We start from the raw sequence: 20,645 nt of genomic DNA, 5'->3' as shown, positions 1-20,645 counted from the left end.
AGCTCGATAATGCGTGCGAGCCTCCGATTTTCACGGTCTTTCCCTCAATCACGGTCGCGACAAGCGGAACCACGATTGCCGCGCCTACTACTTTGAACGGCCTCGATGTAATGGCGCTCATAATGTCCAACGCTATTCCCTCCTTTGAAAGTTAATCGGTCCGAGATTATCGGCTTTCCCAAACGGTCAACCCTTGGCGCTCAATTTCGGCATGGATTGCGTTGAGGTCGCTGCGGGCGCGGCTGCTCCGTTGCATCAAAAGCAGTTCAAGCAGGATGCTTTTGAGGACCGGATTGGAATTCGTCGGTGCGTCGTCGCCCGTCTTCGCCTTTACCTTGGCCGGTGCCGGGGGCGATCCGACTTTCGCCAACGCCTCCCGTATTTCCTCACCGGTCAAGCTCTGCTGCTGGCTCAGGACGCGCACCGACTCAATCAGTTCCTCCAATCGGGCGTGAACCTCCGATAGCGCACTCGATTGGTCTTCGAACAGGAGTTTCCGGGCGTACTCCGACAGGTTGCCGCCCGACCTGACCTCAAGTTCGGCCTTTTCTGCGACCGTGCATCGGATGCCTATTGACGTGTATTTGCTCATTTCGTGACAAGTATTGATTGTACGTTCAACGATTTTTCAACAATGAAACACCTATGGGGTCTAGCATTCATGGAGTAGCGTTTTACCGATGTTCAACAAAAAACCCCGAAAAATTCTCCCAACGATAGCCCCTTTATCCAGCAGAATCAAAATCTTGCGAGGTTTTCTGCAAGCGCGAAGCGCTTGCGTATGGTGTATGGCTATTTAAGGGCAGTGCCCAACCTCCAAAACCATTTCGAGCAACCGCGTTTAAGGGCAGTTTGCGGTCGCGAAAACACGTCTCGATCTATTCCCCAACACCTTTCCATATCTCGGACGCACGTTAGATGCGACATAGATTCTAACTAGTGCCACTATGGATGCACATTGGATGCTGTTTCCACACTTGCGGATGCAGACTAGATGCGGGTAGAATCCGAACCGGATGCACGTCGGATGCAGTCATAGGAGGAAACATGCAATGTCCCTGACGGAAGTGAAACCCAAGCATGAATCCGCTGTGATTCGGGCCATGCTGGATGAAATTGAAGCGGCATTGGCCAGGGGGCTAACGCGGGAACAGATACATGAGGTGATCTGCGCCCAGCACGGCCTGAGCATCGGGTTCAACGGCTTTCTGAGCGCGATTGCACGGGCGAGGAAAGCCCGAGGCAAGGCAAACCCCCACGGGACTGCGACACAACCGCTAACGGCCACAAGTCAACCGGCGACGGATACGGACAAGGTGGATCAAGCAACACAGGTGCCGACCACGCCCACGGCGGGCATACCAAAGGCGCTTGCGGCACTGACTGCAACTAAGCCGGTTTCAGCAGGACAGGCTGAAAGAAAAGAAACTCCTAAAGAAGTGGCGATACGACTTCGGCGGGAAAATACCAACCCCGATTTTTAAAAGGAATATCGGATATGAAAATAGCTGTGATGAACAAGGGCGGCAACGTTGGTAAAACCGTAGTCGCGAATTTCCTTCTGCTCCCGCGTCTGCCGGGTGCGACTTTCTTCGCGATGGATACCGTGAACGAAACGGCGGCGGATTTGGGCGTCGAGGGCGTTCAGAAAATCCGTGGGTCGCAACTCGGCAAAGTCATTGTCGAAATGTTCTCACTCGATTCGGCGGTTCTAGACGTTGGTGCGTCAAATATCGAATCGCTGAAAAGCGCGATGGAGCGCACGGAAGACATTGACGAAGAATTCGATCTTTTCGTTATTCCGGTGACGGCGGATCGAAAGGTCGTCAACGAAAGCATTGCGACGGGCGCGGAAATTCAGGACCTCGGCGTGAATAAAAACCGAATCCGGTTTATCCCGAACTTCGTTGACGCAACGAACCTCGATCAAGTCGAAGACCCGGACGAAGAACGTCAAGCGTTCGACTACCTGTTCAAACAGGTTAAAGACTTGGATATTGGGTGGGCCAGTCGCAAGGCGTTTATCCACCGCTCCGAAGTCTTCGAATACCTCTCGGCTAAGAAGATGAGTTTTGACGATCTGCTCGGGCCGGAAGGCGCGGTTATTCCCGATTATCGGGCGATGGCGAGAGCGGAGCCGGAAAAGGCCGCTGAGTTCGGGAAGCTGCACCGCTGGACGAAACAGGCGATTCCGATGCGTCGCAATCTCGATGCGGCATTCCGCGAACTGACGCGGGGTGTCCGCTAATGAGCGAAGCCGATTCGCAATCGGGGGCTGCGGTCGGTTCTGCCCCCGGCGATCAACCGGGGAAAATCCAGCGCCCGCCGTCGAAAGAGGAATTGCTGTTTGAACTGATTTTTGGCGAATCGAAAGACATTCTCGACGCGCAAAAAACGGTTACGGAAGTGCTGACGCAAATGTTTGTCACGGCTGACGCAGTACGGGAGGCTATGGCTGAATCGGCAAGGCGTCTGGAAACCATGTCGGCTGAAAATCAGCGTGAACTCGTCGCCGCTCACCGCGAACTGACTCAAACGATTCGCGACTTTGAAGCCAAGGCCGGTGACAACCTCGCGGTTCCGATTGCCGTGGCGGTCGGTCGCACGGTCAAACACCAGTCGGCAAAGCTGGCCGTGGTAGCCGGTGGCGCTGCTCTCGTCGGGTCGTTGGTCGGTGCCGGTGTCGTGGCCCTGCTCCTTCGGTAGCGTTGGTAGCTTGGGTAGCTACCAACGCTACCGGACAAGCCCTGTCCTAATCGACGGGGCTTTTTCTTGCAGCCCGGTGTGTAGTGCGCAATACACACGCTCGCTGTCCGCTGGCAGTGAGTGGCGGGGAAAACGGCGACACGACCAAGGGGGCCGGGGCGATGTATTTCGGGTGGTGGTCGGCTGTTGATGTGGCGTAGTGCCTACTGTAGCTATGGTCGCTACGGTAGCGAGCTAGAGTAGCTACCACGATCATGCGGCGGCAGGTCGAATGTAAGTCGTTCGCGCCTGCCCCTTCGATGTGTATGGCGCAATACACGTTTACCATCCGAGTCAGGGTGCTACGGTTGGTACGGGCGCTACGGTAGCTATGGTAGCTACCGTAGCTACTAATCGAAAATTACGGATTACGTGTTAACCGTTACAAACGTTGGTGCCATGTCCGATCTTCTGCCCCGGTAGTCGTGCCTGCCCGCTGCTTTGCCCTGTGGTCGGAAAATGGGCCGTGAAACATTCGCCGCTAACAGGCGTAAACCCACGCCACGCGGGCGATTGAACGCCTCGGGTTTTAGGTCGCGATTGTTTCACGGCCTACACCCCGTAAAATGTGGCGGCTGCTGTGTATTGCGCAATACAAATATCGAATATTTGAACCCGTACCCGCACCTGAGAGAACGAAAATCAATGGCAAGCGATCAGGCAATGACTCCAACGGCGGAAGCCTATGCAGAACTGGAACACGCGTACTCGTTCTTCAAACGCGAGCTATTCGACGGCGAGATTGATGAGGTTCTGTTGACGCTGGATCACAACAACCCTCGGACCCTCGGTTACTGCGCGTACAAACGGTTTGGCCGTCGCTCCGGTGAAATCGTGGATCAACTGGCGATGAATCCAGGCTGGTTTAGCACGCGGTCGATTCGCGAGACCCTGCAAACGCTTGTGCATGAAATGGTTCACACGTGGCAACGGCAAAAGGGAAAGCCGGGACGCGGGGGCTATCACAACAAGGAATGGGGCGACATGATGCAGAAAGTCGGCCTCATGCCGTCGAACACGGGCAAGCCAGGCGGGAGAAAGACCGGCGATCAGATGATGGATTACGTCATTGAGGGCGGCCCGTTCGATGTGGCATGCGCGAAGCTGCTGACCGATGAATTCACGCTCTCATGGCTAGACCGCTACCCTCCGCAAATTGCGCTTGACCACGGGCGCGAGAACGGTCACAAGCCGGGTTCGCCAAAGCCGGGGCGCGGCGACGATGACGATGACGACTCGGACGATGACGAAGAAAACGAATTGCCGGATGGTCTGATTGTCGAGCCAGGAGACCGGGGCAAGGATCGCGACAAGGACAAGTCGAACCGGGTCAAATTCACCTGTCCGGTGTGCGGTGAAAACGCATGGGGCCGTCCGTCGCTTCGTGTCCTGTGCGGCGGGCAAGACTGCAACGCGCCTCAAATGCTGCCCGGTATCAAAAAGGGCAACCGGCCCAACGGGCGGCGTCCGGTCGATGACGATGACGACTCGGACGATTGAAGCATTGGGGGGCCGGGGGTGCCGGAAAAGAAAAAGCCCCGTCGATCTGGCGGGGCTTTCGTTTGCTGCTGCGGCTGGTTAGGCGTCCACGCTTTCCAGCCAGTTCGCGGCCTCGTCCTCGGTCAGTACGCCGACCTTAACCATTTCGCGAATCACATCGTCAATCTTGGCGCAAAACGCGGTGCCCGCCATTTGCCATTTCGTCCAGGTCTCGCCCGCCTCGGCCTTCGCTTCCGTACTATCAGCGCGGTTGCCAACTTGATAGAGCGCTGCCAGTTGCGCGAAAAACTCTTGCTTTGTCATCTTGATCCCCGTCCGTTATTGCGTTGTCGAGTTAGTATTATCTGTGATTCAATAACAAATGTCAATGGCTGTGCTGCAAATATTCGATATTTCCGCAAAATGAAAAACCCGGCGCGTGGCCGGGTCGGTGGGGGTGGCGTTAGAACCGGATGCCGTAAGCGGCGGGGTCTAGTCCTAGTTCGGCCATACGTGCGCCCGTGTCGGCCTCGATGTGACGGGCTACGCGGGTGAATGCGTCGGCGTCCCATGTCACGCTACAGGGGGCGATTACCGGGCCTCCATCGTTCACGCGGCCATCGCTGGCGTTCTGAATGCTCGCGTACTCGTTCAGCAGGTAGATTTTCGGATATGTGCGTTGCGCCATGTCGCATCGTTCCAGTGCTGCGGAGTGGGCGCGTCGTGCTTCTGCTAGTCGATGCGCCTGCGTGTCGGCCTCTGCCATCTCGTTCGTTCGCCCTTCGTTGCTCGTTGAAACGATTCTGCATCACCGTAACCGGGGCGTCAAAAAACAGGCGGGAACGTCACAGGCGCGGGAGTCACGCAGCGGAAAAGAAAAACCCGGCGCGGTGGCCGGGTTCATCGGTCGGGGAGCGGGTCCCGCGTGGCGGTCGCGGCACATCCTCTCGATGTGCTGTTGCACGGGGCGGGTTCTCGGTGTGTCGCTCGGCGTCCAATCAGGCCGGGATTCCCAGGCGTTTCAGTTGCTCCGTGAGCCGGGTAATTTCCGCGCGGTGGCGTGCAACCGTCGCCAGCGCCAGCAATCGCTTTAGCCTCGCTCCTTGCGCGTCACGCTCGCGGTACGGGTCGCCGCTACTCGCTTTACCGCCCATGTGTTTCCCTCCGGTGCGCCCCTCTGTGCTTTAGCACGCGGGGGCTGTGGTTGTCGATCAGTGGCGGGTGCCGAACGTCAGATACAGGCCGGTCGCGGATTCAAACAGGTCCATCAGCATTTCAGCGTATGCGCCCTTGGTCTCGTCCTTCACCGCCCACGTGTGTTCGCACGTTGTCCAGTTCATGCGGGCGAACCCGAACTCAACATCGTAGGTGTCTGCGGCGTTGAGAACGATGCGGACCTTATTGATGCCCTTGCTATTCTTGCCGATGGCAAACTGCACGCCCTTGTCGATTGCAACGAAGTCCTTTGCGCTCGTCATCGCGATCAGGCGGCGCTGGCCCCCGAGTTGATTCAGGATCGTTGCTGCGATTTGCTGGTTTTCGGTCATGCTCGGCTCCCGGTAGCTACTGCGTTGTCGATGTAAGTATTATCGTTGTTGTGATTCGATAAGTCAAGCATAATATCGAATATTTCCATCGGCCCCGGTCGAGCCGGGGCGGGCGTCGCGTCAGTGAACGGCGAGAGCGCGAAAGGGGGTCGTTCCTCGGTAGTCGTAATCCAGACCAAAGCACACTTTGACGCGCATTGAAACGGTCTCGGCTTTACCGTCGATGCAGATAACGCCTTTGCCCACGAACTTACCGAATAGGGCGCGTTGATCGGCTGCGGTCATGCGGGCCTCGAATCGCCCGAAGATCGAACCGGCTGCCTCGTGCAGAAATAGGGCGACGATTGCGGCGTGGTCAACGTTCTGCGCGTCGAAGCTACGCACATAGCGCACGATGTTTGCTGCCTTGGTCATTGCTGCTTGCTCGTCCGTGTTCATCTTGATCCCCGTCCTACGTTGTCGAATGAGTCCCTATTATCCGTGATTCAATAAGTAGTGTCAAGCGTCGGACAATAAAAAAACCCGCCTCGGTGGGCGGGTTCTCGGTCATCGGCGGGGCCGGGGCTTAGTGCCAGTAGTGATGTACCGGCGCGTAGTGATGGCCCCTGATTGCCAGCGCCAAGGCGATGCCAGTCACGGCGACGGCTGCGCCTGCTACTGCCGGGTCAACGTAGTACATGGGGGCGGGCTGCTGCGAGTAGTACACGGGGGCGGGCTGCTGCGAGTAGTACACGGGGGCCGGTTGAACGTAAACCGGGACGGGCTGGACATAGACCGGGGGTTGCGGCGCGTAGTACGCGGGGGCGCTCGGTGCGACGTACACAACGCCGTAGGCGTGGGCCGGGGCTGCTGCGGCGGCGATCAGTGCGGCGGCGATGAAACGGATTGCGTTCTTCATGGTGTCGGCTCCTTTGCCGTGGGTGCTGCGTTGTCGTGTGGTTGCCCCTGCCGGGTGACAGGGGCGCTAGTTCCGTCTTACTTCCAGAGGGAGGGTGCGAAAAAGACAAGTGCGTAAACAACGAATACGAACCCGGCGACAAACGTATTTTTGAGAACAACACCTTGATTCATGGTTTTGGCTCCTTGCCTTTGTCCTGTCTTCGGTTGCTGCACCGCGCCTCAACCATGAAAAGATTATAGGCCCCTTTCTGTGATTCGTCAACACTTGTAACGCCGAAATATCGAATATTCTGCACTTGATTCCATCGGGGTTTGCTGCCTGCACGCGGAGTCCAGGTGTTAAAAAACCCGCACGCGGGCGGGCGGGTTTTCGGGCTGCTGGTGACGTTGGCGGGGCCGCGCTACAGTTCGGTGCCTCCAATCCATTCGTCGCCTATGTAGGCTTCTGTTACGGCCTGCACGACTGCCTTTGCCGCGTCACCGTCGAGAATCGCGAACACTTCGGGCTGTGTCCATCCATCGGCGGGCGCGGGCCATGCCTTAATCAACGATCCGTCGATAGCGCGAATTTCGAGCGGCTTGCGCACTACCTCATCAATCCGGGGATTCGCCAGCGTGGGCGGTGTCAATGTCTCGCGGTTGCCTTGCAGGCAAAACAGGCCGATACCGCTGCCGGTCTTAAACACGGCAATAGCTCGGGCCGTGCGCTCCCGTGCTGCGGCGTCCTCCCGCGCGCTCTCAATGCGGGCCGCTTGCTCTGCGTTGCCCTCGGCCTCCGCGTACCCGTCTTCCCAGGCAAGGGACAGGATTTCGAGACCATCGAACAGGGCGGGGGCGTACGTGCCGTGGTCGTGTGCGGCGCTCCCGGCTCGCTCTGCGTAGTCAATCGCTGCCGCCTGATAGCGGGCGCGTGCTGCGTCGTCGCCGGTCAGGTCACACACTCGGACCATCGCCCATTCAGCGTAGGCGCTGCGGGCCAGCGTGAAGGGGCAATAGATTTCGTGATAGACGGCCCCAACGTCGCCTAATCGGTTTGTCGCATAACTCATGCTGTCCGCTCCTGCGGCCCCGCTCGGGGGCCGGTCGTGGTCTGGTGGGTTAGGCTGCGGCCTTCTCTGCTGCGGCTGCAAGGCGCTTCTTTTCCTTGCTCACCGCGTAATCCAGCTTGTCCGCGATTTCTGCGTCGGTCAGGTCAACGAGACCGACCAGGCACGTTGCGCCGTTGCGCATGGTCAAAATCGTTTTGTCGTTGCCGATCTTGCTCTTGAAGTCCGAATGCGTGTGGCGGTAGATCAGCGTCAACTTTTGTTCGCGCGTCAGGTCTGCGACGTTCACGGTCTTTGCTGCGGTCGTTGCGTTGGTCATCTGCGTTCCCCGGTTCGTGCTGCGTTGTCGATGTAGTTATTATCTGTGATTCATTAATGTAAGTCAAACTGTTTTTGCATCACGACAAAGAAAGCCCGCCACGGGGGCGGGCTTCGGTATTCGTTATGCGGCGCTGAGTTCGTCGGCCACGGCCAACACGATACGGCGGGCGTCTGCAACGTGAATCGTGCAGCCGGTCTTTGCCGGGTTCATGCGCAAGTTGCTAACGTACAGGTCGAGCGTGTTACGGAACGCGCGGGTGAATGCCGGTGCTTGCGCGTCGCCTGCCTCGCGGCGGCTGGCAAGCGCAAACAGGCCGACGGCATTAGCGGCGTGAATCTGGATCAGGCTCGTACCCAGGTGACGGGCCACGGCCATCATCCCGGCTGCTGCGTGAAGCGTGCCTGCGCTGCGTGCCTGCGCTGCCGGAATTTCCTTCGTCTCGATTGCGGCGTCACTTGCGCGGATAGCTGCGGCGGCTTCGATGATCTGTTTTGCAGCGTTCATGGTCTTGCTCCCGGTGTTACGTTGTCGAATGAAAAGATTATACTTCTTGAATCACAACAACGCAAGGGGTAAGCAAAAAAAAACCCTGCCGGTGAGGGTCAGGGCGAAGGTATTACGGGGCAAAAATCGGTTATCGGGTCATGCCGGGGTGTGCCTTGTGCCACATAAGCGCGTCATAGTCGGCTTTGCTCGGTGCGCAGTAGCTAGAGCCGTCCTTTAGCGCGAGCGTCTTGTAACAGGCGCGAGCCGTGGCCGTATGCGCTACGTTGACCATCAGGGCGGCGAGAATGCCCGCCACGACCACGCCAGCGAGTAGGGTAAGCATCGGCCCGCGTTGACGTGTGGGCGCTCCTACGGTCTGCATGATGATCCTCGCGGAAACTTCGCGTTCAACAGGGCGTGAATGCTTGCAAGGGCTTCGTTACCCGTGCGCGTGCCTTGCCTCGGGTTCCGCGTCGGCGCGTTCTTCGGGGTCTTGAGTGCTGATTGCTGAGAAAACGTGTTCACGGCTAAACCCTCCCTTAGTGAAGGTATGCGAGTTCGTAAGATTCAGCATAACCGTCCAGCGCCTCGAATGCGGCGGCGGCTTCGGCTTCGGCTTCGGCTTCTTCTTCTCCCGCTGCTACGCGGGCGGCTTCAATCATGTCCGCGCCATCTTGGGCGCATTGTTCGCGGTCGGCGTCGTTGCCGTGAACGGCTTCGCGCTCGTTCAGCACGATCACGCCTTGACGGGCTATGATTTCGCGAACCTTCGGGTGAAGGTCGGCGGGAACGCCGTTGTCCCAACGGGACCAGAAAGCCATGCGGGCTGCGTTGATTGCGTTCTTTTCCTCAAGCGCTGCCCGCTTCTCTGCCGCACGCGATGCACGAAAGCTGGCGATGATTTCCTGCGCTTCGGTGATTTGCGTTGCGGTCATTTCAGGCCCCCGGCGAATACGGCGTTTTGATGGTTCTATTATCGGTGATTCAACAATCAATGTCAAGGACTACTTAGCGATAAACGTCTGAAAATCAACCGTTTACCCCGATTTCGTCGCCCGCCATCAGGTCGCGAACGGTGGTGTAAAGCGTATGCGCGATGAACACGGGGCAAACGATCAGGGCCACGGCTGCGGCGGTCTGCGGCGCGATCAGGGACAGGATCACCAGGGCAAAAACGGCGGCGGCTGTTGCTTGTGCGATTGCGGCGATGGTCATTTTCGGCTCCGGTGGGCCAGTGCCCCGGTTGTTACTACGTTGTCGTGATTCACATTCTCGCACTGTGCGCCGGGATCGTCAACACTTGTAACGAACTGATTGCAAAAAATAAAATGCCGAAAATGCTTGTGCTCAGAAGGGGGCTAAGTTACTGCTCCGAGCGTGGCGGGCCGGGTGCGGATCGTTGCTTTTTCCTGTTTGCGAAGCAAACCCTAATCATTGGAGTGAAGCAAACCGGGGGCCGTTTTGTCCTGCTCGTCGGAGTCGGTCGGGTTGCGGTAGGGATCGTGGGCGGTGCGGGCCGGATAGGGTCAATGGGACCGTGGAATACCGGAAGAAAAATAAAACGGTTCATCTTATTTTTCTGAGGATATGCCGCGAAAGCCCATTGAAGGGCGAAGCCCGCCCCTAGCCGGAACGTGACGCACATTAGCCCGGTAGCAATCCCGTGCCGTCTCCGATGAGTAGGACAGACCACTGCGTAACGACGCAAGGGCGAAGCCCGCGCAGCTTGCTTGCAAGCGGAGTTCCAGGCCGTTGCCGGGGGTAGGGTCGTTCTGGTGAGTTCCGGCGCCAGTCCTGCCCGCATCCAGCAACGGGCCACGGGCTGATTTCCCGACCCGTGGCGGGGCTGGACGGCTTCTGCCGGTGCCCAAGTACCGGGAGGGGCGGCAACGGCTTAAATAGGCTGGAAACGCGTCGCGATCCAGAAACGGAAAAACCCGCGTCGGCGGGCGGGGGCCGGTTGGGTTGATCCGTAGCTTAACGGCGGCTCTTGAACTGGTCGAACGTCATGCCTTCCACAAGAGCAAGCTGCCGCTGCAAGTGCATCACGCATTCAGCCTTCGCCCGGTCGAATGCCTCGGCCTGCTTGCCGGTCGTGCGTTCGTAGGGGGTCGGCTCGTAGTATCCGTTAATTTTCTCGCGGGCGTTCTCGACCTCGTAACGCGTATCGACGGTCTGCGCACGGCGCGGGGCTTGTCCGGTCAGGGGAGCCGGGGCGCGGGGAATAGCCTTCGCCGGGTTCTCGCGATCCAGACGGGCCAGCACTTCGCGCATACGTTCGGCGGCGGTGATAGACGAACACGGGTGGGGGCCGCAACCTTTGACGCCCACGAATTGCACGGTGTCGATGTAGCCTGCCGGGTGCGTGGCCTTGCCTGCGCTGCCTTCCTCAAACTTCACGATCAGGTCGCAACCGTGGGCGCGCATACGTTCGATCAGGGAGTGCAGTTCTTTTTCATCGGTCATGTCAGGCTCCGTCATTGCGTTGTCGATGTAGCTATTATCTGTGATTCAACAATGTCCGTCAAGCCTTTTTTGCGCCAGAATGAAAAACCCGGCGCGGGGCCGGGTTGTCGGTCGGGCGATGTGGGCTTAGAAGTCGGTCGCCCACGTGTGCGACTTCTGTAGCTTCGCCAGTTCGCGGCTCGTCACGTTCTCGCGGCGTCCATCGCGCCATGCGATGCTGTTGTGACGCCCGCTCCCCATTGACAGGATACGGAAGTCTGCGGTCTTCTTCGCCTCGTCAACGGCAGTCGGCTTGTACTCGCCCATAGGCTGCGCGTCCTTCACCTTGCGGAATGTCACTGCGGTTGTGGTCACGGCTGGTCCCTCAAAGAATGGCGAGCGCGTAACCGTCGCCGTTGGCGATCAGAAGCGCGTTATAGCGCGCGCCTTCCTCGTCAATTACGCAGATCGTAACCCCGATTACCGGGCGTGCGTCGGCGGCTGCAACAGCTTCTTCGCCATACTCGCGAATCGCCCGCTCACGGTCCACGGTCGAATCATCTAGAGTGCGTAGTGGGGTCCGGGGTTCACACGTAATCATTTTGGCGCGCATGGCCTGTCCTCTGTGTGGCCCCTCGCGGGGCCTCGTTGATCGGTTAAACGGCGGTGACTGCGAACGGCTTGACGTCCTTGCCGATGTTGACGCGAATATAGTGCGCAACGTCTGTAATGTCTTGCTGCGAATCCGACCGGTCGAAGTAGCCGGGGCCTTTCAGTGCCGCGAGAATCTTGCCAAACACTTCAGCCATTGCCGCGTCGCCCTTGAAGTTATCGACCAGACCGTGATTCGTCATCTGGACATAGCCCCGCACCGGGTTGCGGCGATTGTTCGCGTTGTACAGGGCCAGCAGGTCAACCGGGGCGCTCGCGATGGTCAGGGACAGTTCACAGTAGTCGCGCACGGCCAACGACCATTTCCAGCCCTTCGGCATAATCGTTTTCAGTTGCGTGGCGACCGCCTTCTTTGCGTCTTGCGAGATATGGCCCATTTCGTTCCCCGGTTCGTGCTGCGTTGTCGATGTGAGTATTATCCTTGTTGTGATTCATGAAGTCAAGGGATAGATGAAAAAAAACCCCGGCAGTGCGGGGCCTTGTCTGGTGAGGGGCGGGGCTTATGCTCCGACTGCGCTTGCTCGGGCGGCTCCCTCGAATGCCGCGTTTTCTGCCTGCTCGTCAGCGATCAGTTCGCGCAGCTTGGTCAGGTGGTCCGTGAAGTATTGGCGGGCGTCCTCGTAACCCTGATAGAACCCATGCAGATAGGCCAGAAACGCGTTAATCAGGCGTGGGCGGGGCAACGCGTCCGAGATACCCGGCAAGGCGTTGGCGAGATTCCAAAGCGAGTGATCGGGGAGCGACTGGAGTTCAACCATCACGGCGGCGGTTTCGCGGCGCGTGGCGTAGCGCGTCTTGCTCTTGCGGTCGAACACCACGAAGGCCCCGCCCTGTTCGGTCTGTGCGTCGAAGTGGGTCAGTGCTGCCTTATATGCTTTCGTTTCCATGCTGTCGGCTCCTGTGTGTGCTGCCGTTGTCGATATGCTTATTATCTGTGATTCAGCAAGTCACGTCAATCATTATTTGCATCACAAAAGAAAAACCCCGCTCGGCGGCGGGGCTTCTCGGGGTCCGGTGGCGCTTACTCGCCAATGAAACGGATTTGATTTTCGAGGTAACGGCGGTCGTTGATGCGGACGGCAAGCATCCCCATGCAGATTTCGCTGCGGATCGTTGCATCGCTCGTTGCGCGGTAGTAGCGGGTTTCGCCGCCGATGCACATGATTTCACGCGATGCCGCGCCGTTGAGCCAGTTGAGAATCTTTTCCTCCAAGGCGTTCGAATCAGCCATCACCCCGCCGAATTGCGAAACGCGGGCCGCATATGCGGTCAGGGGCTTTGGATTCTGCACGATGAACGCGCGGGCGTCTGCGGGCGACTTGATTTCAACGTACTTCACGGCGGGGTCGTCGCCTTCGGCAACCGGGGCAAGGCCGCGAACCGGGAGCGTCACCGAAAGCGTGCCGTCTTGCAGGGTCATCACGGCGTAGCCTGCGGCAATGATCTGGCGGGCGAAGGGTTGCAGGGTGTCGTAGGTTGCGAGTGCTGCGGTCATTTCAGGCTCCTGTCTTGCGGCGTTGTCGATCTGTGTATCGTACTATATGAATCACAACAAGACAAGGGGCAAGCGAAAACTATCCGATATTTCGTCGCCAATAAAAAACCCCCGCTCGGTGGCGGGGGTTCATCTGGTGGGCCGGTGGCCGTCGATCAGGCGGGGAATAGTTCGGCCTCGCCGCGTAGCTCGTAACCGTCCTTTCGCTCGCGGCACGCCTTCACGATGTTGGATTGAACGTGCGCCCAAAAGTCTTTGACGTTGCGGCCTCGATGGTCTTGCACGCTGAACCCGGCTTCAAGCATCAGCATTGACACGCACTCGGGCGTCATGCGTTTGACGGTGGCGAATGCGCCCGCCGTATCTCCTGCCCTGAGTTTGACCCGGAACGCCTCCAGGGCTTCGGGCGTGGCTCTCGGATCGGCACTCATACTTGCGCCCCTTGTAGCCACGTTGTTGCGGAACCGGCGAGAGTGCTGGCCGTGCGCTCGATCAGGTTCCGCGCGTCATAGCTGCTGATAGTGCAGCGGCGGCTGTCGTCGCCCAGGGTGATGCCGAGGGTGCGGCCTCCTGCGGCGCGGGGCGTGCAATAGGCGTTGAGGGCTTCGCACAAGCCTTGCCCGAACGGCTTGCCATCTGAGGTCACTAACGGCATATCCGTAATTGCCTCAAGCGGGTAAATCGTTTCTAGGCGGGTTCCGTAGTGGGCGGCTACTGCGTGAACGCCAGTAATCAGCGTTTCCGCTAGTGCCGCGTCTGCCATGCCTGCCCGGTATTTACCGGCCCTGCGGTCTGCGTCGATTACCGGGAACCGATTAGCGGCGGCCACGATGGTTTCGCCGGGGTTCGTGGTGGCGTTCATCTGTGCGACCCCCTAGAAGCGCTCGGCGCGAAGCGCCAGCTTCGCGGCCTGGCGGTGGGTGGTCTCGCTCTTGCGATGCGAGCCGGAACCCGTGCGCGTCATCACGGCGGCAACCAAAGCGGTGCGGGGCTTTGACGGCGGAACAACGAAATTCTTTTTCTTCATGGCTGCGGCTCCTTGCCTTGCTGTGTTGTCGATGAAAAACATTGTACGCGTCTTTTCGTGATTCAGCAAGTGTTTTCTGTTCCTGAAACGAAAAACCCGGCACAGGAGCCGGGTTCGTGGTGGAGCGGTGGGTGTCGTTAAAACGGCTTTCCGCTTGCGATACGTTCCTTAAATGCGATGGCGCGTGCTTTGAGTTCATCGCCGCGAGCGACGTTGCGGGCGCGAAGGTCCGGGGCCGTGAAATACTCGCGAGTGTATCCGCGTTCGTGCGCGAATTGGTGCGCGGCCTCGCTCGTCGGAAACTCCATGCCGTCGCAGTCCAGTTTCTTGAACACGCCGAGACCGCCCAGGTTGTTTTTCAGGTCAGGGTAGTAGCGATTGACTGACAGGATGTAAACCATTTTTTCGCCGCGCCGGTCATTGCAGGATGACACGCTCGTCCCCGGCTGCGATTGAGTCATACCGCATTGCGTTACCGTGGGGATTTTTCGCTTCGTCATTTTCGGCTCCTTGCCTTGTGTGCTGCGTTGTCGATGAAAAACATTATACTTTATGTGATTCATTAACGCAAGTGGCAAGCACAAAAAAAACCCCTGCGCCGTGAGGCAACAGGGGTAAAACGCTCCGGGGGTCATGCAAAAATCAATACAGGCGGCGGGCGATGTTAGCGGTCCATGCTGCCGTTTTTCCGTCATCGGCACGCGTAGGGCTGACCCTTGCCAGAAACGGTAATCAATCCGTGTCTGCTTCGGCGTCGGCGTCGAGCTTCGTCATGCTGCGGCTCCTGCCGTGCGCTTGACCGGGGATCGGTGGGCGCTCGTCTTGGTCGCGCTCGCTGCTGCCGGTGCCTTCGCCTTCGGTGCCTTCGTGGCCGTGGCGGCTTCGTGTTCGTGTGCGGCTTCGCGCTCGGCTTCGGCCTTGCGGGCGTTTTCTTCGCCCACTTCGCGGCTCGTCTTGCCATGCAGCCAATCCTTCAACTGCGGACCATCTTCCAGGCTGCAATTGCTGGTGCAGAGACCGTGCCAGTAGTGCTGCCCGTTCGGGCCGTGGTTGCCGTCATCGAACGATCCACAGGCGGCGAGTTGGGTGAGCGCGAGGGCGGCGGCGAGAACTGCGATGGTCTTTTTCATGGTTGACTCCCGGTTAGCTGCTGTTGTGTTGTCCCGCTATGGTTCCCATTATCCGTGATTCAACAATTACTGTCAATACATGTCACACGAAAAGATGGAAATAATAGGCCGCGCGATTCTACCTCACCGGGTCTCACTCGCGGATTAGATCAGGCGGGCCAGTCCTGCGGCCCTGAGTTGGTCCGCGCGTGCGGCGTCGATGGCGCGGCCCAGGGTGGCGCGTGCAGCGTCGAATTCGGATAGCACGGCCTCATAGCTGGCAATGTCCGCATTCGTGGCCTGTCCCGGTATCAGCGGCGGGTGGTCTCGCCACGCCTTACAGGTCCGGTCAACTGCGGCCAGTGCGGTTTTGACTGCCTCTGTCATGCTTGCTCCGGTTTGTTGTATGGGCGGGGACCGCGACTGACGCGGCTCCGTTCGGGTGTCGATCTTGAATTACGACGCGCTATACATGCCGCACGGGCGATTTTTGCCAATGCAAAAGTCGGCGGCGAAAATCGAGCCACGAACACCCTTAGCCGGTCGCTTCCAGCCATCGGATTTCAGAATGTTGCCCGTCGCGGCGTCGATGAAGCCATACGCGCTGCGGGTGTGGCTCATCGTTTCGCCGGTCTTGCTCGAAACCTCCGAACGAACGATGCGGATATTATTCTTGCCCGCTTCGAGCGTCACAGCATACGAGTACAGGGCCGCGTTGATATTCGTTTCATTGAGAAACGAAGTCAGGCGCTCAACGAACATGGCCAGGCGGGCGCTGATTTGTTCCGTGGTCACTGCTGCGTTAGTCGTTGCGTTCATCGTGGTTCCCCGTGTTTGTTACTGCGTTGTCGATGAAAGACATTATGAATCACAACAACTAGCCTGTCAATACCTGTGATGCAAAAAAAACGAAAAAATGCCCCTGCCGGTGAAGGTCAGGGGCGAAGTGCTACGGGGATGCTTTGTGGGGTGAGGCTCGGACTTGACTGCCCCCTGTACTAGCGGGGCCGCGTCGCTTAGTGACGCACGCCGCTCGGGAAGGGCCATGCCATCGCGACCGGCAGCGGGTGCGCGGGCTTCGTTCCCTGCGCTGCGTCGCCCGTTGCCGGTTCCTGCGCGCCTTCGCGGGTGCGGTCAAACATATCGCCCGTCTTGGTGTCGCGCTCGGCTGCTGCGGGCTGCTGGCCCTTGGCTTGCGCCTTCGCTGCGGCGGCATCCTGCCCTGCGTCGCCCGCGTCCTCTGCGCCTTCCGTCGCTTCGTCCAGACCCATAACCCATTTCAGGGCGGCGACTGCTGCGGCTTCGCCGTTGGCTTCGAATTCCGCGATCTTCGCGAGAATTTCCTTTTTGCCCTTGACCTTGGCCGGTGCCTTTGCGCCGCCCTTGGCCGTCACACGCTCGACTACTTCACGCGCGGCCTTGCTCTTGTCATGGCCGGTCTTGCCCGCCGTCGCCGCCTTGATTTCGGCAACTGCTGCGCGTTGCTGCTCCGGGGGCAACTTACCCAGGTGGCGGGCGTGCGCTGCGGTGATTTGGCCCGCGTCGATTGCATCCTGAACAGCTACAGGGCTATCCAACAGGGCAACCATGTTGCGAACCGTCTGCGCGTCGCAGCCGAACATGACCGCAACGCGTTCCTCATTCACGCCGAGATTCAACTGCTGCAACATCTTGGTCGCACGGGTAATCGGCGTTTCCTCGACGCGGAACTGATTGGCAATCGCCATCAGCGCGCTCGTTTCGAGTGCTGCCAGCTTCGGAACCGTCTTGATGATCGAAGCCGCAACGTAGCGAGTCGGGAGACCCATTTCAGCCAGGCGGCGATTCGCTTCAACTGCGTTCCTGACGCGCTGGCGACCGTCTGCAACTTCAACATCGCCGGTTTCCGGGTTCTTGTAGACCGTGACGTTCAGCTTGACGCCGTGTTCCATGATCGAAAGAACCATCGCCTCGTTGATCGGCAGATGCACGCGGGCATCGTACAGCGGGTTTGCCGGGTCCGTGACCAGAACCAGCTTTGCGGGGTCAAACGACAGACCCTTAACTTCGGCCTCTGCGCCGTATGCGCCCTTGCTCGATTTGTCGCGCTTGACTTCCGTGTTGTTCGTGTCCGTCATTTTGAATCCCCGTTGCGTTTGAGTTTAACTTCGTTCCGTGGCCCGCGTCGTTTGCTGAACCAGTAAGAAACATTCTACAGACCTTTTTGCATCACGTCAACACCTGTCACACCAAATAATCGAATATTTTTTGCTCCGGTGTTGCGCTAGGGCTAGCGCTGCTGCGCGGTGCGTCATACCCTCTCACTGCAAAACCCCGCACGCGGCGGGGTTATTTGGTAGCGCTCCGGTCCTACCGTCTGCGCGTGGTCCGGGGCATAGATCAGGATTCGAGCAAGCCCATGAAGTGCCACACGGTTTGACCGTTGCGGCTTTGGCCGCGAACGAAGCACTTGCCGTCTTCGAACTTCACATTGTTGACGCCGTGACGGAGTGCGAATGCGTGTTGCATACCGGCCATGATTTTCGGCTCCTTGCCTTGGTTGGTACTGCGTTGTCGATGTAGTTATTATCTGTGATTCATCAACGTCTGTCAACACATGTCACACGCAAAATCGAATATTTTTGTGATGCGTTTCGGGTAGGGCGGCGGGCGGACGATCAGCCGGGGGCGGGGCCAGTGCGAAGGGGCAAGCGAACCCCCTTCACTGCAAAGCTGCTTTTCATGGGCTTCAATGGCGCGATTGGCGGGCCGTAGGGAGGGGGGAAAGGTTTTCTATCTACGTGGGACAAGCGGAGCGCGTCAGGCCGTAGGCAAAGCTCGCAAGGGTGCCCTGTGTGCAAGGTGGGGGAACTCGCTTGCGAGTTGTCCCGGCTTGTGCATAGGGATGCGGGAACCGTCCACCAGGCTGTGCGCCCCTTCGGTTTGGTTGTCGGTGTGTATTGCGCAATACAGGTTTGAGAGTCAAACGCGGGACCAAAGAAAAACCCGGCTCGGGGCCGGGTCTCGGGTGCTGCTGGTGGGCGGTCCGGTTCAGGCTGCGGCTTGCGCTGCTGCGGCTTTCATCGCCGCGTCGTGGCAATGCGGGCAAGCCTTCGTCTCCTGGCCGTCCTTGATTGCCGTGAACAGATAGCGCGACCGGCACACGGGGCAAGTGTCTAGCAAGTCGCAGCCGTCCTTGTCCTCGCGGGTGCGCTTGATTGCGTATCCTTCGGCTTTCAGTGCTCGGGCGAACGGCGTGATTACCGGGTCGCTGATTGCGCGGCGGCGGTCGAAAAACGGGATTCCGGCGTCCTCGTCTGCCTTGCATTCGGCCTCAAGGGCGACGCGGGCGGCTTGTACTGCTGCAATGCTCGGGATCAGGTTCATATCGGTTTGCGGTCGAGGGTGAGGCGGTGCCAGTCGGCACCCCCCGGTTATCAGGTCGGGTTACAGGCCAACGAAAATCATCACGTCATCGACAACGGTGTACCGCACGCGGTCTGCTCCCAAGACCTCCGCGACCTTTTGAACCATCGCGTTACCGTCGCGCTCGAAAGTCGCCTTATAGCGCTCGGCTTGCGCCATCGGGGTCTCGGGTTGGTCGCTGTCCAGATTCGTGCCCGTGCAGTTGAACGCCACGACTCGGCCAACTTCGTTCGCTCCGCAGAGAAGCGTTGCGATCACTTGCGGTACAAATTTCATTTCCATCTTTCCGGCTCCCGGCTGTTACTGCGTTGTCGATGTAGCTATTATCTGTGATTCATCAAGTAGCGTCAAGCATTATCTGCATCACGCAAAAGAAAAACCCCGCACGGGGCGGGGTCGGGTGTTGCGTGGGAAGCGGGGCGGTTACTCGATGACGAACGTGTCTTTAAGCTCGGCCACACTTACAGGCGTCGATGCGAGCGCGTGGCGGTCATCGTCCCAACTGCGGAACCAGAATTGATCCGCATTGACGCACAGGTAAGCGGCTTCGCGCGAAACCTCGCTTTCATCGTCCAGCGTCCAGCGCACGCTATTGAATTCGCGTTCGATCAGCGAAAGCTGATGTTCGCGTGCGATCTTCGCAAGCGTAACGATTGAGCGGGCCATGATGCTGCTCAAAACGAATGTGGCGCGGTCGGCATTCGCCGTGGTGGCCGGGGTGTCATATTCGCGGCGCTCGCTGTAGTCGGTCGTCGTATCGGGCATTGCTGCGGCTCCTTTGCCGTGGTCGGCAGGGTGGCGAGGGAGACCCCACGGCGGGGCCTCCTGGGGGGGCGCTTACTGCGCGCTGATCCGGTCGAAAACTTCGGCCATGCTCAAGGCGTAGCCAGTACCCGGCGCGTGCTCCTGCCGCGTGTCGCGGACGAAATAGCGCATTGCGTCGATATGGCGAACGGTGAAAACTGCGCCGTCTGCACGCTTTACGCTCACTTCGTTGCCGTTCGCGCCCTCGATGATCTTGCGGGTGAGGGTTTCGGTCGTGTGGTACATGGCTGCTCCCGGTTGCTACTGCGTTGTCGATGGAAAAGAGTATAACCTCTTTTCTGTGATTCAACAACAGTAGAGCGCAAAAATATTCGATATTCCGGCGCGTCGATCAGTGCAGGGCGCGGGCGCGTGCAACGGGTAGCACGATGGAACCGGCGCGGCTCTTGCTCGCGATCAGGCCACGCGACGCCGCTACTTTGAACGCCGCATTGATCGTGTTCAGGTGAAAGCCCAGGCGCTTTGACATTTGCCGCATGGTCGCCAATTGCTCGCCCGGTTTGAGTGCGCCGGTCGCAATGGCGGCTTCGATCTGGTCCGCGATGCCGGTCACTACCTGCTGACTTTGCAGGGCGGCAAAGTCGGGCATCCATTCACTGACGGGCGGGCGGCTTGTTTTCGCGCGGCTGCGCGGCTTGCTCGGGCTGCGCTCGGGTGCGAGCGTTTCCCTGTGAGGGACGTTCATGGTCTGCGGCTCCCGGCCTTTATGTTCGATGAGTCGCCCGCACGGGGCGGGCTTCGGTCGTCGCTTACTGCGGCTGCTTCAACAGTTCAGCCATCACCGCCAGAAGGTTCGCGCGATGCTGAATGTAAGAATCCAGCGTCTTTTGCATGTCTGCCGGTCGAATTGCCGGGTCGCGTCGCCCTTCGCGATTGATGAATCGCTCGGTGTCGCTAAGTGCGCTGCGGAGTCGCTGCAAGTGCGTCGCCGTGGACAGGTGCGCCCCGAGTTTGAGGACTTCCGCGACCTTCGCCGGGTTGGCCTTCGCCTCGTCCAGCAGCTTCGTGACTGCTGCCATGTTTTCATCTGGATTCATTTCGTGCCCCTTCGTTGCTGCGTTGTCGATGTAACTATTATCCTTTCTGTGATTCACTATGTCAAGGGCCAGGGGCAATAAAAAACCCGCTCGGCGGCGGGTCTC

Annotated in this window: 37 protein-coding genes; 4 read left to right on the top strand and 33 right to left on the bottom strand. The window is 59.0% G+C overall.

What is annotated here, in order from left to right; all coding sequences use genetic code 11:
- Positions 1 to 166: 166 nt before the first annotated feature.
- Positions 167 to 592: a hypothetical protein gene (locus P3T25_RS25285; RefSeq protein WP_429359290.1), complete on the bottom strand. Its 426-nt coding sequence runs from the start codon at positions 590 to 592 to the stop codon at positions 167 to 169.
- 460 nt (positions 593 to 1,052) lie between these two features.
- Here P3T25_RS25285 and P3T25_RS25280 point away from each other — a divergent pair, with 460 nt between their 5' ends.
- From P3T25_RS25280 to P3T25_RS25265, 4 genes are all read left to right on the top strand, one after another.
- Complete coding sequence (locus P3T25_RS25280; RefSeq protein ID WP_429359289.1) at positions 1,053 to 1,484, top strand: hypothetical protein; 432 nt, start codon at positions 1,053 to 1,055, stop codon at positions 1,482 to 1,484.
- A gap of 14 nt (positions 1,485 to 1,498) precedes the next feature.
- On the top strand, positions 1,499 to 2,248 hold the full coding sequence (gene stbB, locus P3T25_RS25275) for a StbB family protein (protein ID WP_429359288.1): 750 nt from the start codon (positions 1,499 to 1,501) through the stop codon (positions 2,246 to 2,248).
- Positions 2,248 to 2,706 carry a hypothetical protein gene (locus P3T25_RS25270; RefSeq protein ID WP_429359287.1) on the top strand — a complete coding sequence of 153 codons (459 nt, stop codon included), beginning with the start codon at positions 2,248 to 2,250 and terminating at the stop codon, positions 2,704 to 2,706. Before stbB ends, P3T25_RS25270 begins: the two co-directional genes overlap by 1 nt.
- Before the next feature lie 684 nt (positions 2,707 to 3,390).
- Positions 3,391 to 4,245, top strand: a complete 855-nt coding sequence (locus P3T25_RS25265) for a SprT-like domain-containing protein (RefSeq protein WP_429359286.1) — start codon at positions 3,391 to 3,393, stop codon at positions 4,243 to 4,245.
- Positions 4,246 to 4,323: 78 nt separating this feature from the next.
- Here P3T25_RS25265 and P3T25_RS25260 read toward each other — a convergent pair whose 3' ends face one another.
- The 32 genes from P3T25_RS25260 to P3T25_RS25105 all read right to left on the bottom strand — a co-directional run bounded on the left by P3T25_RS25260 (position 4,324) and on the right by P3T25_RS25105 (position 20,540).
- Complete coding sequence (locus P3T25_RS25260; protein WP_429359285.1) at positions 4,324 to 4,548, bottom strand: hypothetical protein; 225 nt, start codon at positions 4,546 to 4,548, stop codon at positions 4,324 to 4,326.
- Between the two features lie 139 nt (positions 4,549 to 4,687).
- Positions 4,688 to 4,912, bottom strand: a complete 225-nt coding sequence (locus P3T25_RS25255) for a hypothetical protein (protein ID WP_429359284.1) — start codon at positions 4,910 to 4,912, stop codon at positions 4,688 to 4,690.
- Positions 4,913 to 5,435: 523 nt separating this feature from the next.
- Positions 5,436 to 5,771, bottom strand: coding sequence for a hypothetical protein (locus tag P3T25_RS25250; protein WP_429359283.1), 336 nt, complete (start codon positions 5,769 to 5,771; stop codon positions 5,436 to 5,438).
- A 120-nt stretch (positions 5,772 to 5,891) separates the two neighbouring features.
- Positions 5,892 to 6,209 (bottom strand): hypothetical protein, encoded by a 318-nt coding sequence (locus tag P3T25_RS25245; protein WP_429359282.1) that lies wholly within the window; start codon positions 6,207 to 6,209, stop codon positions 5,892 to 5,894.
- A gap of 127 nt (positions 6,210 to 6,336) precedes the next feature.
- Positions 6,337 to 6,669: a hypothetical protein gene (locus P3T25_RS25240; protein ID WP_429359281.1), complete on the bottom strand. Its 333-nt coding sequence runs from the start codon at positions 6,667 to 6,669 to the stop codon at positions 6,337 to 6,339.
- 403 nt (positions 6,670 to 7,072) lie between these two features.
- Positions 7,073 to 7,720, bottom strand: coding sequence for a hypothetical protein (locus tag P3T25_RS25235; RefSeq protein WP_429359280.1), 648 nt, complete (start codon positions 7,718 to 7,720; stop codon positions 7,073 to 7,075).
- A gap of 49 nt (positions 7,721 to 7,769) precedes the next feature.
- Positions 7,770 to 8,036: a hypothetical protein gene (locus tag P3T25_RS25230; protein WP_429359279.1), complete on the bottom strand. Its 267-nt coding sequence runs from the start codon at positions 8,034 to 8,036 to the stop codon at positions 7,770 to 7,772.
- A gap of 123 nt (positions 8,037 to 8,159) precedes the next feature.
- Positions 8,160 to 8,543, bottom strand: a complete 384-nt coding sequence (locus P3T25_RS25225; protein WP_429359278.1) for a hypothetical protein — start codon at positions 8,541 to 8,543, stop codon at positions 8,160 to 8,162.
- Between the two features lie 130 nt (positions 8,544 to 8,673).
- Positions 8,674 to 8,907 (bottom strand): hypothetical protein, encoded by a 234-nt coding sequence (locus tag P3T25_RS25220; protein ID WP_429359277.1) that lies wholly within the window; start codon positions 8,905 to 8,907, stop codon positions 8,674 to 8,676.
- A 157-nt stretch (positions 8,908 to 9,064) separates the two neighbouring features.
- A complete protein-coding gene (locus tag P3T25_RS25215; RefSeq protein WP_429359276.1) occupies positions 9,065 to 9,526 on the bottom strand; it encodes a hypothetical protein in 462 nt (153 codons plus the stop codon).
- Between the two features lie 28 nt (positions 9,527 to 9,554).
- Positions 9,555 to 9,740, bottom strand: a complete 186-nt coding sequence (locus tag P3T25_RS25210) for a hypothetical protein (RefSeq protein WP_429359275.1) — start codon at positions 9,738 to 9,740, stop codon at positions 9,555 to 9,557.
- Between the two features lie 762 nt (positions 9,741 to 10,502).
- On the bottom strand, positions 10,503 to 10,991 hold the full coding sequence (locus tag P3T25_RS25205; RefSeq protein WP_429359274.1) for a hypothetical protein: 489 nt from the start codon (positions 10,989 to 10,991) through the stop codon (positions 10,503 to 10,505).
- 126 nt (positions 10,992 to 11,117) lie between these two features.
- Positions 11,118 to 11,345: a hypothetical protein gene (locus tag P3T25_RS25200; protein ID WP_429359273.1), complete on the bottom strand. Its 228-nt coding sequence runs from the start codon at positions 11,343 to 11,345 to the stop codon at positions 11,118 to 11,120.
- Between the two features lie 10 nt (positions 11,346 to 11,355).
- The gene (locus tag P3T25_RS25195) at positions 11,356 to 11,520 is read right to left on the bottom strand and encodes a hypothetical protein (protein WP_429359272.1); all 165 of its coding nucleotides are present in this window, start codon (positions 11,518 to 11,520) and stop codon (positions 11,356 to 11,358) included.
- A 106-nt stretch (positions 11,521 to 11,626) separates the two neighbouring features.
- Positions 11,627 to 12,019 (bottom strand): hypothetical protein, encoded by a 393-nt coding sequence (locus P3T25_RS25190; protein WP_429359271.1) that lies wholly within the window; start codon positions 12,017 to 12,019, stop codon positions 11,627 to 11,629.
- 123 nt (positions 12,020 to 12,142) lie between these two features.
- On the bottom strand, positions 12,143 to 12,529 hold the full coding sequence (locus tag P3T25_RS25185; RefSeq protein ID WP_429359270.1) for a hypothetical protein: 387 nt from the start codon (positions 12,527 to 12,529) through the stop codon (positions 12,143 to 12,145).
- A 134-nt stretch (positions 12,530 to 12,663) separates the two neighbouring features.
- The gene (locus P3T25_RS25180) at positions 12,664 to 13,137 is read right to left on the bottom strand and encodes a hypothetical protein (RefSeq protein WP_429359269.1); all 474 of its coding nucleotides are present in this window, start codon (positions 13,135 to 13,137) and stop codon (positions 12,664 to 12,666) included.
- A 155-nt stretch (positions 13,138 to 13,292) separates the two neighbouring features.
- Positions 13,293 to 13,568 (bottom strand): hypothetical protein, encoded by a 276-nt coding sequence (locus P3T25_RS25175; RefSeq protein ID WP_429359268.1) that lies wholly within the window; start codon positions 13,566 to 13,568, stop codon positions 13,293 to 13,295.
- The gene (locus P3T25_RS25170) at positions 13,565 to 13,999 is read right to left on the bottom strand and encodes a hypothetical protein (protein ID WP_429359267.1); all 435 of its coding nucleotides are present in this window, start codon (positions 13,997 to 13,999) and stop codon (positions 13,565 to 13,567) included. The genes P3T25_RS25175 and P3T25_RS25170 overlap by 4 nt, the downstream gene beginning before the upstream one ends.
- A gap of 12 nt (positions 14,000 to 14,011) precedes the next feature.
- The gene (locus P3T25_RS25165; protein WP_429359266.1) at positions 14,012 to 14,164 is read right to left on the bottom strand and encodes a hypothetical protein; all 153 of its coding nucleotides are present in this window, start codon (positions 14,162 to 14,164) and stop codon (positions 14,012 to 14,014) included.
- A 137-nt stretch (positions 14,165 to 14,301) separates the two neighbouring features.
- Positions 14,302 to 14,859 (bottom strand): hypothetical protein, encoded by a 558-nt coding sequence (locus tag P3T25_RS25160; RefSeq protein WP_429359265.1) that lies wholly within the window; start codon positions 14,857 to 14,859, stop codon positions 14,302 to 14,304.
- Between the two features lie 75 nt (positions 14,860 to 14,934).
- Positions 14,935 to 15,294: a hypothetical protein gene (locus tag P3T25_RS25155; RefSeq protein ID WP_429359264.1), complete on the bottom strand. Its 360-nt coding sequence runs from the start codon at positions 15,292 to 15,294 to the stop codon at positions 14,935 to 14,937.
- A gap of 144 nt (positions 15,295 to 15,438) precedes the next feature.
- Positions 15,439 to 15,660 (bottom strand): hypothetical protein, encoded by a 222-nt coding sequence (locus tag P3T25_RS25150; RefSeq protein ID WP_429359263.1) that lies wholly within the window; start codon positions 15,658 to 15,660, stop codon positions 15,439 to 15,441.
- Positions 15,661 to 15,729: 69 nt separating this feature from the next.
- The gene (locus P3T25_RS25145; protein WP_429359262.1) at positions 15,730 to 16,092 is read right to left on the bottom strand and encodes a hypothetical protein; all 363 of its coding nucleotides are present in this window, start codon (positions 16,090 to 16,092) and stop codon (positions 15,730 to 15,732) included.
- Positions 16,093 to 16,289: 197 nt separating this feature from the next.
- Positions 16,290 to 17,390, bottom strand: coding sequence for a ParB/RepB/Spo0J family partition protein (locus P3T25_RS25140; protein WP_429359261.1), 1,101 nt, complete (start codon positions 17,388 to 17,390; stop codon positions 16,290 to 16,292).
- 262 nt (positions 17,391 to 17,652) lie between these two features.
- On the bottom strand, positions 17,653 to 17,790 hold the full coding sequence (locus P3T25_RS25135; protein ID WP_429359260.1) for a hypothetical protein: 138 nt from the start codon (positions 17,788 to 17,790) through the stop codon (positions 17,653 to 17,655).
- A 513-nt stretch (positions 17,791 to 18,303) separates the two neighbouring features.
- Positions 18,304 to 18,639: a hypothetical protein gene (locus P3T25_RS25130; RefSeq protein ID WP_429359259.1), complete on the bottom strand. Its 336-nt coding sequence runs from the start codon at positions 18,637 to 18,639 to the stop codon at positions 18,304 to 18,306.
- Positions 18,640 to 18,699: 60 nt separating this feature from the next.
- The gene (locus P3T25_RS25125) at positions 18,700 to 18,954 is read right to left on the bottom strand and encodes a hypothetical protein (RefSeq protein ID WP_429359258.1); all 255 of its coding nucleotides are present in this window, start codon (positions 18,952 to 18,954) and stop codon (positions 18,700 to 18,702) included.
- 147 nt (positions 18,955 to 19,101) lie between these two features.
- The gene (locus P3T25_RS25120) at positions 19,102 to 19,443 is read right to left on the bottom strand and encodes a hypothetical protein (RefSeq protein WP_429359257.1); all 342 of its coding nucleotides are present in this window, start codon (positions 19,441 to 19,443) and stop codon (positions 19,102 to 19,104) included.
- A 72-nt stretch (positions 19,444 to 19,515) separates the two neighbouring features.
- The gene (locus tag P3T25_RS25115; RefSeq protein ID WP_429359256.1) at positions 19,516 to 19,728 is read right to left on the bottom strand and encodes a hypothetical protein; all 213 of its coding nucleotides are present in this window, start codon (positions 19,726 to 19,728) and stop codon (positions 19,516 to 19,518) included.
- A 106-nt stretch (positions 19,729 to 19,834) separates the two neighbouring features.
- Positions 19,835 to 20,188 (bottom strand): GntR family transcriptional regulator, encoded by a 354-nt coding sequence (locus P3T25_RS25110; protein ID WP_429359255.1) that lies wholly within the window; start codon positions 20,186 to 20,188, stop codon positions 19,835 to 19,837.
- 64 nt (positions 20,189 to 20,252) lie between these two features.
- The gene (locus P3T25_RS25105; protein ID WP_429359254.1) at positions 20,253 to 20,540 is read right to left on the bottom strand and encodes a hypothetical protein; all 288 of its coding nucleotides are present in this window, start codon (positions 20,538 to 20,540) and stop codon (positions 20,253 to 20,255) included.
- Positions 20,541 to 20,645: the final 105 nt, after the last annotated feature.

Origin of the sequence: Paraburkholderia sp. GAS32, assembly GCF_050434225.1 — a bacterium.
Lineage (GTDB): Bacteria > Pseudomonadota > Gammaproteobacteria > Burkholderiales > Burkholderiaceae > Paraburkholderia > Paraburkholderia madseniana.
This window is presented reverse-complemented; position numbering and strand designations above follow the sequence as displayed.